General features: G+C 39.4%; 9 protein-coding genes. All 9 read right to left on the bottom strand.

What is annotated here, in order from left to right; translation table 11 throughout:
- Nucleotides 1–44 precede the first annotated feature (44 nt).
- Nucleotides 45–626, bottom strand: coding sequence for an RNA-binding domain-containing protein (locus AB1422_02820; protein ID MEW6618279.1), 582 nt, complete (start codon nucleotides 624–626; stop codon nucleotides 45–47).
- Nucleotides 627–927: 301 nt separating this feature from the next.
- The gene (locus AB1422_02815) at nucleotides 928–1,086 is read right to left on the bottom strand and encodes a DUF3800 domain-containing protein (protein ID MEW6618278.1); all 159 of its coding nucleotides are present in this window, start codon (nucleotides 1,084–1,086) and stop codon (nucleotides 928–930) included.
- 114 nt (nucleotides 1,087–1,200) lie between these two features.
- Nucleotides 1,201–3,336, bottom strand: a complete 2,136-nt coding sequence (locus AB1422_02810) for an ATP-binding protein (GenBank protein MEW6618277.1) — start codon at nucleotides 3,334–3,336, stop codon at nucleotides 1,201–1,203.
- Entirely contained in the window at nucleotides 3,333–4,637 is a 1,305-nt protein-coding gene (locus tag AB1422_02805; GenBank protein ID MEW6618276.1) for an SIR2 family protein, read from the bottom strand. The genes AB1422_02810 and AB1422_02805 overlap by 4 nt, the downstream gene beginning before the upstream one ends.
- 249 nt (nucleotides 4,638–4,886) lie before the next feature.
- Nucleotides 4,887–8,345 carry a TaqI-like C-terminal specificity domain-containing protein gene (locus AB1422_02800; protein MEW6618275.1) on the bottom strand — a complete coding sequence of 1,153 codons (3,459 nt, stop codon included), beginning with the start codon at nucleotides 8,343–8,345 and terminating at the stop codon, nucleotides 4,887–4,889.
- A gap of 2 nt (nucleotides 8,346–8,347) precedes the next feature.
- Complete coding sequence (locus tag AB1422_02795; protein MEW6618274.1) at nucleotides 8,348–11,587, bottom strand: helicase-related protein; 3,240 nt, start codon at nucleotides 11,585–11,587, stop codon at nucleotides 8,348–8,350.
- Entirely contained in the window at nucleotides 11,584–11,763 is a 180-nt protein-coding gene (locus AB1422_02790) for a hypothetical protein (GenBank protein ID MEW6618273.1), read from the bottom strand. The genes AB1422_02795 and AB1422_02790 overlap by 4 nt, the downstream gene beginning before the upstream one ends.
- Entirely contained in the window at nucleotides 11,760–12,539 is a 780-nt protein-coding gene (locus AB1422_02785) for an ATP-binding protein (protein MEW6618272.1), read from the bottom strand. Before AB1422_02785 ends, AB1422_02790 begins: the two co-directional genes overlap by 4 nt.
- Before the next feature lie 529 nt (nucleotides 12,540–13,068).
- The coding region (locus AB1422_02780; GenBank protein MEW6618271.1) for a hypothetical protein at nucleotides 13,069–15,527 on the bottom strand (2,459 nt) is incomplete at its 5' end.

Below are 15,527 nucleotides of genomic sequence, written 5' to 3'. Positions count from 1 at the left end.
CCTAACGGAACAATTATTCTCATGCCTTATTTATGGGTATTATCCTATGTAAACTTCCAGTTAATAACCGCTATAGATGCATTCTCCTCTATCGCTAATCCTCTCTTAGTCTTAGCTGTTCTCAAAAACCACCTTACCTTTTCTTCATCAATATCTTCTAAATCAGCTCCTTCACAAACCTGAGAGTCAAATTGAAACTTATCTTTGTGTCTTGCTAACAGCAGATTCTCATATTCTGCTCTGGTCATTTGTGTGGTGGTAGAACCTACCCTTTTATATGCCCGGCCAAAGGCTAAATGGGGTTTATTAGGACTTCCATCTATGGTGATTACGATGATACCTTTATTCCCCGATTCCTTTATCACTTCAATCTCAGGGTAAAGAACAGGGTCAGTATGAGCTGCGATTTTATTGGCTATTTGCCTTACTGTTTCTCTGCCAATTATCACTTCTTTGACTCTGCCCCTATCCCCTATTCCAATGAGGACACATCCGCCATCGGAATTGGTATTAGCAAAGGCAGCTAAAGTCTGAATAATCCTATCTAATTCAGCAACAGATTTTTTGAACTCTAACCGCTGCCCTTCTCCTTGGGCAATTAGTTTATGGAGTTGTTCTTTGGTCATATCGTTTCTCCAATCATGTATTTAACCATTTGGGTTTCTTTGTTCTCTAATAATTGCATTGCTTCTTCTGGAGGTATGGGTTAATCGCTCCTGCTTTTGATAGAAAATGTAATGCAAATGACAACTCGACTTTGAAAAAAAAAGTGCTTGACAAATGAAGCAAAATGTAGTATATTATTAATTGAGCGGTAAGCCCGTTGTGGGTTGTCTGTGGTGTTCCCATCCATCGGTTGGCAAAAGCCACAGCGCAACAAGCCCACAAGGCACGCTCTTTTTTATGGCAAATAAACAGAATCATACCTTATCTTCGACTTAAAGTTTTCTTTACTACCTTTAACAGTAATCGGTTTTCTTCATATCCTTTTACCACAAGAATGGCTATCGTGAAATACTTTGATGGTCTCTTATTCACGAAATCAAACCCTAAATCTCCACTTTCATCAAGATATAAGTATAGCATCTATACCTTCCTTATCTTTCTCTTTATAGGACGCAGATGACCGCAGATTGTCAGGATTAAAGAAGATAATGTCAAGCACTACAATTCTGGCTCTTTATCATAGTCTTGAAATTTTCAAAACGGTACATCATCCATTCCCTCTGTGTTTTGTTCCAAATCCTCCACTTTGTCACTCTTTGCGATTGTAGATGCATCCTTACATTGCCATTCATCAGCAATCTTTTTCCAATTAACTTCACGAACCACTTTTTCTCCCTCGATATTCTCTCCAGTCCAAACATCCCAAAAATCAGGGTCATCTGAGTGCGGTCTTTCTTCGTCGGAAAGATCATTCATCTTAACCATGACAGGGAGTTCAGATGCCCAACCCAATAAGATTGCATTTTGAGAGGGCAAAGAAGGTAACTCACGTAACAATCCGCGAAGGTTATCTGGCACTAATTTATTTATCAATTCTTGATCACGATCGTTACTAATGCGATGCAAGAGAAAACTATTACACTGTGAGAGAACTGTTGAAGAAAGTTCTGATGGACGTTGCGAAGATAGGACTAAACCTAACCCAAATTTGCGCCCTTCCATCGCTATTTTCTCAAATACTTGACAACAAATAGCAGCAGTGTTCTGATTTTCAACATCTTCCTTGTATCGTTTAATAAATGTGTGAGCTTCCTCCATAACCATTACCGTAGGCAAAGGATTGTTTTCAAGCTTTCGATACCGTTGCAAGGCTTCGAATGTTATACGAGCAATTACTGCAATTGTAATATGTATAATTTCTGTGGGAACCAGAGAAAGATCAATGACGGTAACACAACCATTCTCTGCTTTATTTTTCCCAATATAATCTTCCAGCCATTTATCAAGGGTAATGTTAATTTCATCTCCGATGATTTTCTTCATAAGAGTATCGGCAAGCATTGTTCGAATCCGCATTATCAAAAAGTCAAGGAACTGGCTCACATTCTCTTGTTCAGCCAAACTCTGAAGATGATCTGAAAACTCAGCACCAGAGAAAGAAATAGGAATATCTTCATCAGGGCCTTCTTGATAAACAATTCCTCCAAGGTCTTGAAAAACATTGTTCAACGCATTTAATATATCATTGACTTGTTCTTCAGTAAAAGCACGATAGTATTCTACTAATTTGTTTGTGGGCTTTTCAGTGAACTCTTTGTAGGTAGCAGTCAAGGCCGTCTTGATTTTATCGCAAATATTCTGGATATTATATGTTGTAAAGACGGTTTTCTTAACATCTAAATCATTCAGAATAGCTTTTAACCGGAACCCAAACTTTGACTCATCTGTTCTTATCGCACCACTCTGTAAGTCGTTTCGTATAGAGATCATATTTGATGAAAGGTAGCGTCTGAGTTCAAGTTTTTGAGCCTCTTCAGTTGAGACAGTCAAATCTGACCTCCCGATTCTAATCTCCCTGAGAGCCCTTTTCAATAACGGCCGTTGTGCCTTTGCGCTAGCCTGAGTGAACGAACACCATTCAGCACTATTCCAAAACCATAACGGCACTTGTAAAGGGTTATCAGTCGCATTCACTGTAAAAATGCGACCTCTATCCTTAAATACTCTTGAGTATTCACCATTTGGGTCAAGTATAATAAACCGTGCATTAGGATTACGCTCATCTTTTTTAGCTGCATCTAACGACCATTGGATTAAACCAGCAACTGAACATGATTTCCCACTTCCCGTATTCCCTAAAACTGCTAAATGCCGGCCAAAAAGTCTATCTGGATCAATACACACATCCGCATTAGCGGCTAAAGGACTGGTTCCTATCTTTACCCTACGTTTTTCGCCGGATTCAACAATAGCACGAAGCTGTTTATCTGTAGGCATCAACACAGGTTCGCCTATGCTGGGGAATGTTTGCACACCACGCCGAAACAGAAAGTTATCATCTTCATCAACCTTTAATATACCAAGGGGGTTAACTCGCATTTTCCGTAAAGGAAAAGGGAGGTCCACCAAGCCATAATCCTGGAAACCCTTACGCTTTGGGAAAGGGGAACGCTCAACAGCGATCCATTCAATTTGCCCTACAATATACCCTGCCTCCGATGGAACAATAACATAATTATTTATGCGAGGAAATGAACGAGGCACTCCTGCATTTGCGGCAATCCCATCAGGTGATTCTAAATCAAGTGAAACTTTTATTTCATCAGGAGCCACAAACTCAACAGTTCCAATTCGCAAAGATGAAGAATATTCTATAGGAGTAAAACTCATTGTTCACCTTCCTTTTCTTTATGCTCGTCAACAATAACCCCTCTTGACTTGAGAAGATCAACCATACGAAAAGTAGTTCGATCAATCGCTGGCTTAGGAAGATAACCATCAACGAGTGTTTTTAAATTCCCAAAATGTTCACCAATTAGAAGCGTTGTTTGTGCTGGCCGTTTTGCATCATCATAGAATCTTTGAATTCTATCGCCCTCATCATTATAAGAAATAACAACAAGATGACTAGACGGTATTGTTAGCATATCCTTAATAACACGATTAACATGGTCATCGCCAAAGCCATATCCATACAATATCACAGTTGAGTTAGGACGGCAAATGGCTGCAGCCAAATCTCGAAAAAGCTCAACATATGGATATTCAGAGGTTTCACGATCTTTTGATGCATTAGGATAAATCATTAATGACTGTGCATTAGGCTTTTCTCCATCCAACAAAGTAAAATACGATTCAACTGTTTCAGCCCCAAAAGGCACTGATATGCGTCTGACATTTCCATTTTGATAAACCCAATCTAAAGAGCCATGCAACTTCGCAAAATGTACGACTCCTTCTAGATAGCGTGGTTCTCCACGAATACCAGGGGGATTGTAATGCATATCGATCTCTAAGCGTGACGAATGAAAAATGGGATTTACCGTTCCAACAAACCGATCAATCAAACGAATACCTGCTAACTCTGCACCAAATTCGACTACACGATCATAATTAATAGTAAAAATGTTTAAACGTTCTCGCGTGCCAGATCGACTAGCAAAACTAACCATAAAGTTCAACAAGTATTCAGCAGCTTTAGGGTTAGATGCATTCACAATATTTTTTTCTGTCTGAAGAATTCTTTTTACAAATTCAAACAATCCTGAATTAATTTCTTCTTTGAATTTCCCCATTTCTTTTTTAATCTTTTTTGAGCCGAACACACCTGTTGATGTATATATTTCCAATCCTTGCAATAAATCATTAGCAACACGTATCTGATCTTCAATGTTCCCATTCCCTCGTCCAGCTTTTCTGGCTGCCTCAACAACACAGGTATCCATTTGTTCCTTAAAAACAGAGAATGCTATTTTCGCCATCCCCTCACCAGAATTCCCTGTAGCAAGCTTATGAACAGCTAATGAAAGTCCTGACCCCACCAATAAAGAAAGATGATCGCTTTGGAAGAGAGCTGTTAGCCATGGTTCAACACGCTGCCGATGTTTTTTGATATCTGGCTCTTCCACTATATTTGGCTCACGGTCATCTTGAACCTTTAGAATATGTTTACTATTCCATGATGTTTCCATAGTTACACCCCCAAACTTCTTGGATGTTGTCTTTGATTTTTACTTCAAAGATTTTAATGAGTTTTTGGATTTCGTCGATTTATTCGCTGTTCGTTTAGTATCTATGTTTAAATCTTCAAATTGGCTATCCATTTTAGTCCTCAACAAATGACAGAAGATTTGATTTCAGAATAACTCTATAGAAGTATAACAAAAGTATTGCCAAAAAGCAATAAAAAATGGCAAAAGTTGGGTTTCTCCTTACAGAATTTACCTCCTAACACTCCCCTCCACAATAGCAATCTCTTCCTCTGTCAATCCATAGAGGTCATACACCAGACGGTCAATCTCTGCCTCCAATGCCCTGGTGTCTGCCTGCGGGTCGGATTTTTTTAGGGAGAGAATTTGGGAAACCAGCTTAGCAATCTCGTCACTCCGCTCTGCCCGGTTTTTCGGCAAGGGAAAGTCAGCAAGTTCATTAACTTTGAATTGCGGAAAAGTTCCCCGCTGCATCTTGCCAAACTTGTGGATAAACCAGAAAGATGTGAGACGAGAATTTAGGATACCCAGCACGCACTCAGGTGATTCTCGAATGTTGATGATGTTCATGGAGTTGAGATCATTCAAAGCGGTTTCTTCAATCAAGCAGGCGTGGATACAGTATGGAGGTTTAGCTGGAATCTGGCGCACAAGGATTCTGCTGGTGGAATAAAGTCGGAAGTCTTTCCGTGGTGCAGCCAAGTTGTTTCCATATTTGAGATACTCACCAGTCCAGTCAAGGTAATAACGGCATACATCCTTTCCATCCAGGTACTTGATGTAGCTATTATCAATCTTACGAGTAGAGTGATAGACGCGATCTGTCTTCATCTCATTGGTCTGGGGAGGATTCCCTTTTCCGATCTCATATGCCTTCAAACCTGCTTTGACATCTGCAACTTGTGCGAGTTTTACCGAACCACGTTCAATCTTCTCCATCACCTCGGAAATTCCACCACCTTTGAAAGCCTCGATATTAATAACATGGTTGCGATGGGAAAGGAAAAAACCACATTCCGCCTCCTTGATGAATCTAAAGTCGTCTGTGTATTCATACAAGGCGACATGCCGGTTATCGACAGATTTCCTGAAGATGATGATAGCACTGTCCACGGCGGCACTTTCAAAGACCCGGGCATAGAAATTGACGATAGTGATGTCTGACTGCCCAAGAACGAACTTCCTCAACCTCCTGTTTGTGTTGATCGTTAACCAGTTGTTGGGGGTAATAAAACAGAAGCAACCATTTGCCCGCAGCAAATAAGTTCCTTTCTCGATGAAGAGGGGGTACAGGTTCACCTGATATTCAGCAAGTTCATAATGTTCGTAAAAATATCCTTTATCTTCATTTGACAGCCCCTTCTTCTTGCTTTCTCTTGCGAAAATATACGGCGGATTAGCAATCACCACATCAAACCCGCCTTTCTGCCGAAACACATCGGCAAAGTATAGTTTCCACGGAAAGAAGTTGCGCACCTTGTTGCCGTGGGTCATCTCCCGCAGCTCATTCTCCACGGTTTCAAAATCAAAGTTGTATTTTTTGTCCAGTTTGACCTTTTCGATATCATAGATTTTTTGCTGTTCTTCTTCTTTAAACCGCCTGGCTGATTCTTTAATGTTTTTCAGTTCTCTAAAATAGGGTTCTTTCTGCCTCTGTAATTCATAGTGGAAGATTTTCACAATGGCATTTTCCACCTCTTCTTTCTGCTCTTTCTTATCTGATGGATGAGTAGCATTGAACAGGGCATTTTGTTTGTGATGCAGGTCTTCGATCAGACGATCTAATTCGGAATCCATATCAAAGAGGCTTCCCTGAGATTCTTCCTTTTTTTCTATATTCAACGAAATACCGTGAAAATCCTCAATCAGGCTATTACCCTGCATAATCTTGTAGTCCAGGTTAGGCAAGGGCTTAATGGCATAGTAGTCATCCTCATCCACCATCAGTGAAAGCCATAATCGTAACTTGGCAATTTCAATAGCACCAGGGTCAATATCCACGCCATAAAGTGATTCCTGAATGCAGTGGCGTTTAAATTTATCGGCACTCCGTTCTTTACTGTCTTCTATGTAGGTTGTGAGCACATTTCGGGCTTTGACAATTTCGTGCATCATGCCTACAGGAAATGCCCCGGAACCGATAGCCGGGTCGCAGATTTTGATTGCTGTCAATTTATCATCCAGTAATTTGGCGTTTTTTCGAATGGATTCAGGCACCTGGTATTTGTAAGTTTTTGTGCCTTTCTCCTTAGCAATATCATGCTCCACAGCAAACTCTCCCTTTCGAATAAACTCTTCAATATCTTCCCGTGGAACTAAAGGTTTGTATCCTGTGGTTTTTAGTACCATCTGTTCAGGGTCTGGCTTTCCAAATAGCTTTCCCTGGGTAGGTGGAGTTTGTGCCAGTGAAACTTCGCCGGTATTGACTGCGGTGTCCAGATAATTAATCAGGCTCTCCTGACACATATAATGAACAATCTCACGGGGTGTATAGTATGCTCCCTGTCCCTTGCGAAGATTTTCAGGCAGGAGATTCTCAAAGACCTTACCCAACATTTCCGGGTCAACGGCAACCTCTTTTTCCAGTGGTTCGTCCTCTCGCACAGTGAAGTTGTAACGGTCAAAGGTGTCAAAAATTTCAGTAAAAAGCTCGTGATTAATAAAAATATCCGTCTGTTGCCAATCATATTCGTTGATAGGCTCAAATAACCCCCCGTTTAAGAATGGTATTTTACAGTTAAAGGGAGAATAAAAATCGTTGGCTCTTTCGGTTGCTAATGCTTCGTAAAATAGAGGCTCCAGCACATCATTAAAGAAGTTGTGATAATTGATAAACTGCTTTTCAAAAAGTAAGCGAAGGAAATTTTTCTGTCCTGTGCCCCAGGGTTTGAAACTGCCTTCATTGTTCTTGCCAACACCTAACCAGCCTTTCTTCTGCAAAAAGTAAAGAAAGACGATCTGGCCTAATAGCTTCTTGGCAAAATTAGCTGTATCAATAGATTTGGTTTCAAACTCTTTTTTAATCCTGCCATCTTCTTCCATGAGGCTATTCAACTCTTGTGTCAATTTTTCATACAACCCTTTATAGTCCTCATAGAACTGCCTGGTCACGGCTTCAACACTAAATGCCTTTTCCAGGTCTGCCAGAGAAGGATTGAGTCTGTCATCCTGAAATATTGAAATTAATTGCTGTTGGGCAGTATGGGTGGGTTCGTTTTTGCCTACAAGAAAGGAGTATCTTCGGGCAGGGGTAAGTTCTTCCTTTACTTTGACTTTTCCGGATTCTGTAGTCTCCTGCTTATATTCCACTCGCACATAGGAGAACCGCCAGTCATCCGGAGTATCGGTATGGTATGCTACTACTGCCGCATCCTTTTCGCCCCTATTTTTGAGATACCAGGCAATGAAGTTACGCTGCATCGTGCGAGCTCTATCCAGGGCTGTCTCTCGTTTTAAGTGAACAATAATGACATCTAATTCCTTCCCTTTAGGGTCAGCATATTTACCAACTCTCTTGTATTTTCTGATGTGCTCTTTGAAAGAATCGGGTATGTATCGGCCATAGTACTCAAAGTTTCCGGATTCATCCACATCATTAAGCAGGTTTCGAATAAAGTGCCGAAATTTATCCTCATTAAAAGGATGATTAAATGTATTAGCGATTAGATTAATGGCTGTTTGTCTGTCCATAGTTATCTTTTAGTCCCTTTAGTTAAGTATTCAGATAAAATAACCTCTCTTTTAGCCAACACTTGCGGTTGAGGTGCTTTAGTCAAGCTCAGAATATTATATGGAATATTTTTCTTGAATACAGCTAAAACCTTAAGAGGATTTGTCTCTTCCTCGATTGCCTTCTTGATCCTTTTGGTAGTATTCTGCGGGATAACACCATCTTCATATCCTTTCAAAACTTGCCGAATATACTCCTCATCTTCATCGGTGAAGCCCTGGTATTGTTGGAACTCTTTTACCTTTAACCGTCTGATTACATAACTCTCATTGGAGCGTCCACCTTGCCTGCCCGAGCCTTTACTTTCTAACATCTCCCCTGATGTGACCAGATCAAACTGGGTTTTATTCTTATCCAGCATAGGATAGTATTGTTTTGGTATTTTCTGACGAGGTGTATCAGGTTTGCATCTAAAGAGATCTACGGCCTCAAAAAAAGTAATCTCCTGTGATTCCTCGCTGTCAGTGATGAAAAATTTCTTCAATTTACCCTTTCTAAAGAAGGTGACTAACTGCTCGGTTTTAACATCATCTTCTCTGGCAGATCGAGCTTTTTTAGGCAGATGTTTAATCTTCTCAAAGAGTTCAGGTTGGTGGTCTCGAATATCCCGAATAAAGTTTAAGTATTCCAGTTCAGACCGTTCCTCTTCTTCAGCCTGGTATGTCTTTTTACTGGTGAGTTTTTTATACAAGGTATCACCAAAAAGTTCGTGGGAAGCAGGAATTTCTTCTTCGGTAAGATATTTGGTATCTTCACCCAGGGTGTCATGAAAGGCCTGAATTTTGGCTTTGATATTGGCTTCCAGCCCTATATGCTCTTCAGATTGATCTGTTGGAAAAAAGTTAAAGATACAGATATTTTTATGTTCAGTGCCTACCCTGTTGACACGTCCGACCCTCTGCAAGACCTTAGTCGGATTCCATGGCAGATCATAGTTGATGATAATGTTGGAACGGTGCAGGTTGATACCTTCTGCAAGCACATCCGTGCTGAGCAGAATGCGCACTTCATCATTTTTAACACTATGTGTTGGGTCAAAGTTTTCCTTGATCAGTTCTCTGGCAAGGGATGTAGTTTTTCTCCTATCAGAAAGTAAACCACCGGCACTACAATAAAATAAGACTTTGCCAGGGAAATGTCTATTCAGATTCTTATGTAGATAGTCACCAGTTTCTTTGGATTCGGTAAAGACGATGATCTTTTTATCCTTGAGTTCTCCATGCAGCCTTTTGATAAATGCTTCGAGTTTAGGGTCTGAATCTACCTCTTCCCACAAATTACGAATCTGCTTAAGCAACTCCCAATCAGCTTTGAGATATTTAATAAATTCCGGTCTGAATTCACCTGAATCATATTTATCAACCTTTTCCTCCTCTATCAGTTGCAGAATCTTTTCCTCATTATCTTCATTTAGCAGGTCATACACATTCACCTTTTTGCTAATGAGTACCGTACCTTTATTGAACATATCGATAAATTTTTTATAAGATTCTACAAAGCGCTCCAGGGTTTTACGAAAGGCATCAAAACTGCTTTCCAGTCGTTTGACCAGAATGCCTTTCATAAATCCGCCGATGTTGCGCTCCCTTTGTTTATCAAATTCAGATAACTCTCTTTTAAGATAAAGCAATGGGGTGTAGCGTGAATACTTGAATACCTTGAGCAATCCGATGGTCTGGTTAAACACGGTAGTGATTCGTTCATCAAATCGGTAAATGATTCGTTTTGGCTCTTCTACCTCAGGGAAAAACAAACCTCGCTTATCAATATCATCGCTAAAGTATTTACTAATCTCCATGCGTGTTCTGCGAACCATTACATATTTCAACACCTGTTCTCGGATTCTACCAGACCAATCTTTTAAGACCTCAAGGTATTCGGGGTCAGATTTATCGTAGTTTTTAAGGTTATCCATCAGATTTTTGAAAAATCTCTCCAGATTTGGGACTCCTGGGATGGTGGACTTTTTGGGAATCTGGAAAAGCTTTAGCTGACTGTAAATATCACCAAAGGTATTGTTGAGTGGTGTGGCTGAAACAAGTATGACTTTTTTACCAAAACAGATTTGATGAAGCTTTTCAAACCCCTGTGTATATTCATTCCTGAAACGATGAGCCTCATCAACAAAGATGTAGTCATACTTTTCTATCCCCTTTTTTAAGATATGATCAAGTTTGCCCACAGATTCAACCCTGAATTTACTAATTCCAAAATCAAAGAATGTCTCCTTCCAGTAATCCTCTAAGACAGGAGGACAAATTATTAGTTTACCTCCAGGTAATTGTTGAGCCAATAAGGCAGATATGTAAGTTTTTCCTAAACCGACCACATCAGCCAGAAAGACGCCGTGGTAAGCTTCCAAAACCTTTTTTGCTGAAAGCACCGCCTGCTTTTGATACATGAGATCAAGGAATCCTTCAGGAAGGTGCAGGTCAATTTCCTGGTCTAAGTTAATGTCTTCCTTCAGGTATTCGTAAAGCATTTTCAAATAGATGTGATAAGGGGAAATATCTTCATTGGGCCATGTTTTCTTTTGAATGGTTTCAATATAATCTTGTGAAATGTCTATACTATCTTTCCATAACTGTTCAAATTGGTTCAAGGCAAATTCAACATCGGCTTTGTCTTTTAACTCAACATTGAACTCTCTATTTGCCACAAACCCGCTTTCAGAGAAATTGCTGGAACCAGTAACAACCCGGCCAAAATCCAGGGCATCTTTGTGGAATCGGCTAATGTAGACCTTAGCATGAATGTTTTCACTGGGATAGACACGAAATTCCAGCTTCTTCCCATTACCACCGTGGTTAATATCCTGCTCTTTATTAGGGCAGTCGGTGGTCAGAAACTCTACGAACTTTTTGATTCCAATTTCTGTTTGGTAAGAATCCTCAGAGCCTTCCATTTCAGATATAGTATGTTCAACAAACAGGTGTTTGGTTTTGCTGTGCGATTCGAAATCAAGTTTACCCTGAAATCTGGCTGTTTCAATAATTTCATAAGCTTTGCGGTCCATATTCAAGCCAACCAGGATTCTGATCTTTTCAATGCCCTCAAGAGATTGATATAATTGATGGAAGCCACTGGTACGAAAATATCCAACCAATACATCAAGATATTGGACATCCTTTAATATTTTCTTGAACCGGTCAAGTAGAGTAGCACCTGGCTCATTGGTAAAAAAGGTAGTATCGGTGCTCATTCATTTTCCTCCTCTAATGCAATAACTTCCCCACAATTAGGGCAGGAAAAGATATTTTCTCTGTTCTTTGGGCATTCAAGCAACTCGCGGTCACCTGTAAATATTCCAGGTTTCTTTGCTTCTTCATTAAGTTTTACAAGCCTTCTGGCGAGATCAAACAGCTCGTTATTTTTCATAATAGCACTTTCCAATATCCGCCTTTACTCGGACCTTCCCATTTTAATTCACCTTTTTTTGTTAAATTCCGGATATGATACTTTATGCCATCAAGTGTGAGATGTAATTCTTTTGATATATCTTCTTTTGTAAGTCGTGGGTTTTCCCGAAGTAGAGCAATAATCTTTTCACCTGTTTTAGGGGTAGTTTTAGGGGTAGTTTTAGGGGTAGTTTCTAAAATTCCCTTTTTTGCAAGTTTTAAGTATTCATGGCTTTGCTTAAAAGTTACATAAAAATAATTCTCATTAAACTCTATTTCTGGGAAAGGAGCATTCTCTTTTTTGCATATCTCTTTTATTCTTTCAAAACCTGTGCCCATCTTTTCAGCAAAATGTATCTTGGCAAATAGATCAGCAATAAGGTGGTTTCTTCTGAATACTGTTTCTCCAAGTATAAAATTAGATGGTTTTTGCCAATAGTTTTCAATCTTGATTCTATCAGGGAAAAATCTTAGAATGTTGTTATGACCATGCTCAAAATAGTATTTATGCATCACTGAATTTATAACAGCTTCTCTTATGGCATCAAAGGGATATTCGTACACATTCTCCCTTCGAGGCATTCCTGTAAAGCGGTAGGCAACTTTTGAATACAGCCTCACCCCTAAAAATACTCTTCCTCCAGAAGAATTAGCAAAGGCGACAAGGTCTTTCTCGACCCCCGATAAGCCTTCTTTAAATTCCACAAAGTAGCCTTCACCCTCTTTTGAAATTAAAGCAAGTTCTCTCTTGTCCATTTTTATAATAATCTGTAACCGTTCAGGGCTATACATTAGAAGTGTAAACAAGGAGAAATGGGGAAAAGGGAGAATTGGAGAAATGGCTCAAACTTTTTCTTGCTCCACCCTTCGGACATCAATCCTGTGTCTTGCAAACTCAACCTTCAAGGCATTGTGATAGATGCTCTCCAGAAAACCAGGTCATAACTTTTTATGGACATTAATACAGGCATTAATAATCCTATCACTTAACTCTTCTTTTCTCCACTTCTCCATCTTCTCCCTTTCTCCTTATTTTTATCCTACCTGAACCCTTACCGTAACTTTATATTTACTGATAGGAAATTGCTTTTTGGGCATTTTTTGCTTCGCAACATTCTCGCTTTGCTCGAATTTGGATGTTACCTTCATTTTTGCTCATTATGGGGATATTTTACCAAAAAATTTATCCTATGTCAACAAAGTTTTTGAATTCATTGTAATAGCTCAGTCATTTGGAGGAATGAGATATGGACTTATTTGCCATTAAAAGACATTTTCCTTCAATTTACCTGACAACTGCTATTTTCCGCACCTTTTTATCCGAGCCACCACTGACATAATGGACATTAATCTGGCAGAAATAAACCCCATTTAACACAACCTCCCCTACCCCATTTCGACCGTCCCATTGGACTTCATTCATCCCGTGTGCCTTAAAATTATCCTGCAATAAAATCCTGACTAAATCCCCTATCACCGTATAAATTTTAATCGTGACATACCCATCTTGCGGTAAGTAATAAGCAATCGTTGTGGATTCTTTACCAGCGGCAAAAGGATTGGGGTAGTTGGTAAACGATTGTTCAATGGCTGGTTCAAAAATAGTCGTTTGCTCAGACCAGAGCGGGAAAACACCCAAAACGGCTATTGGATTATCCCAATTATCCACCGCCTCAATATCCTCTACTCCAACCTTAAAATTACCCGTTGTGGCAAAATCTGATATATCTATTTTTACCTCGACCGTTTTTGAATCAGCAACCGCTACCTTCAAAATAGGCACTAAATTTACCATTACCTTTGAACCACTCATCTCGGTCTTCTCCGTCTGGGTGCCATCATAAGATAAAATTAATCTGGATAAAACAGCCGCAGGCAGAATTGGATTATTAAATCTATCTGCTAAACTTAGAGTTATCGTGCCTATCTTAATTTCATCTGTATTTGTTCCACCTTGATTATTAAAAATAAGCGTTAGAGCGTGAACATCTTTATTTCCTTTTACCACATTTACCGGGATATGAGTTTGAGATGAAACTGAAAGTCCAACAGGTTTTTCTTTAACCTGGAATAAAACAGAAATAGAGCCAAAAGTATGTGTAATTGTGTGAAAATCATTGGCATCAACGAATTTTAAATCGAGCAAATCTAATCTAAACTCACCTAAATTTCCACCAATGTTTATTTTTAAATTAATCGTAATCGTCGCCTGTGGAGTAATTGTTGCTGAAAGTGTTAAATTCTGGATTCCAGAATATGTTCCAAAGCCTTCAACTATTATCTTACTTACAACTTCAGGTATGAATAATTTTAACTCTTTTAATAAGATACTGGCACTGTTTATCGTCCCTGGATTAGTTATGGTTAATTCAAAGGCATTGATGTCTGTTTGATTTTGATAGACTTTGGTTGGGATAGTGGAGGTTGCAAAAACAATAATCTGCTGTGCCAAATCCTGTAATTTAATCGAAGATGTTGTGACACTACCAAAGTTCACTGGCACATCCTCCCCTGTATTTGAATCCCTGGCAAAAATGGTGATAGAACCGATTTGAAATTCCGTAGATAATGGATTTTCAATTATATCGACCACTATATCCACTATTTTAGGGATATTGGCGTTCAAGGTAATAACCGGCGAGAAAAAAACGGTAACAGGATTTCCCGCAACCGCAACCTCGCCATAGATAATATCCTCATCTTTTACCCGGACATTAGATATTGGGCTAATAGTTCCATTGAGAATAAGTTGGGTCACCTTGACATCACTGGCATTTTCTCCTTCATTTTTAAATTCAATCTGTCCCGCACAGACATTGCTTTGTCCTTTATTGGCAAACTTTGGAACATTTTCATTCTTGAAATTTACCTTTATGCCCGGTGATTGGGTTTTGATATTTGTCCAGCCTGAATTAAGGGGAAATGCGGCTTCAATAACATTAGAATTCGCATCAATATGAATCAAACTTATTTGAAATCTATTAGTTGTGGATGAAGTTGGAATATCAATAATTAAATTTACGGCTACATTTTGACCAGGTGGAATACTAACTGGTGTTGTTAATGGTAAAACAGTGATTGTTCCTGATATCTCAAGATTGGTTTTGCTTCCATAGATAATCCCAGATTGACTAATCATCATTCTGGCTATTGCCCGACCTGGTATTGTGCCTACATCAAAGGTCAATGTTCCAATTTTTATATCTCCGGTCAAGGTCGGAGTTCCAGTGTTTTGAAAGATAATATTCATTGGAATCACATCTTGCTGTCCTTTATTTACCTCAAAAGGCATATTTGGGATATGTCGAATAACTAACTTTGTAGGTATCTCCTGAATATAAAGAATCTCGGAATAAGTATTGATAGAGGAAAGGGTCGTCGATGTTGCATAGCCGCTAAAGGTAAGTGTGCCCGGGATATGAGAGGCTTTGTAGATCCAGATAAATTCGTGAAAAGAACCCGCGGTAAGGGTAGAAATAGCCTGAGGGACACTGATTAAACTCGCACTTCCAGAACCATCAAGAACAAGTAGGGTTGGCGTAACATTATAAACATCCTCATTTGCGGTAATGCTCATCTCGACCGTGAAAGTGCTGGCTACCGTAACCTTTTGTGAAGTTAATTTTAATGAAGATAATAGCCCCGCAGAGATAATCTGGAGATATGGATTGATGACTTCAGAATCTATTGGTCCGTCATTATCTGATAGAAATTCTAAGCCGTTAACCGGAATTTTCATCATAA

The sequence above is a fragment of the bacterium genome (assembly GCA_040757115.1).
GTDB lineage: Bacteria > UBA9089 > CG2-30-40-21 > CG2-30-40-21 > SBAY01 > JBFLXS01.
Note: the sequence above shows the minus strand (reverse complement) of the source record. Positions and strands in the feature narration are given on the sequence as shown.

What these genes read in the sequence shown, in the direction of transcription:
- AB1422_02795 (MEW6618274.1), bottom strand. Translation starts at nt 11,587, where the DNA reads ATGAGCACCGATACTACCTTTTTTACCAATGAGCCAGGTGCTACTCTA.
- AB1422_02800 (MEW6618275.1), bottom strand. Translation starts at nt 8,345, where the DNA reads ATGGACAGACAAACAGCCATTAATCTAATCGCTAATACATTTAATCAT.
- AB1422_02810 (MEW6618277.1), bottom strand. Translation starts at nt 3,336, where the DNA reads ATGAGTTTTACTCCTATAGAATATTCTTCATCTTTGCGAATTGGAACT.
- AB1422_02790 (MEW6618273.1), bottom strand. Translation starts at nt 11,763, where the DNA reads ATGAAAAATAACGAGCTGTTTGATCTCGCCAGAAGGCTTGTAAAACTT.
- AB1422_02785 (MEW6618272.1), bottom strand. Translation starts at nt 12,539, where the DNA reads ATGGACAAGAGAGAACTTGCTTTAATTTCAAAAGAGGGTGAAGGCTAC.
- AB1422_02805 (MEW6618276.1), bottom strand. Translation starts at nt 4,637, where the DNA reads ATGGAAACATCATGGAATAGTAAACATATTCTAAAGGTTCAAGATGAC.
- AB1422_02820 (MEW6618279.1), bottom strand. Translation starts at nt 626, where the DNA reads ATGACCAAAGAACAACTCCATAAACTAATTGCCCAAGGAGAAGGGCAG.
- AB1422_02815 (MEW6618278.1), bottom strand. Translation starts at nt 1,086, where the DNA reads ATGCTATACTTATATCTTGATGAAAGTGGAGATTTAGGGTTTGATTTC.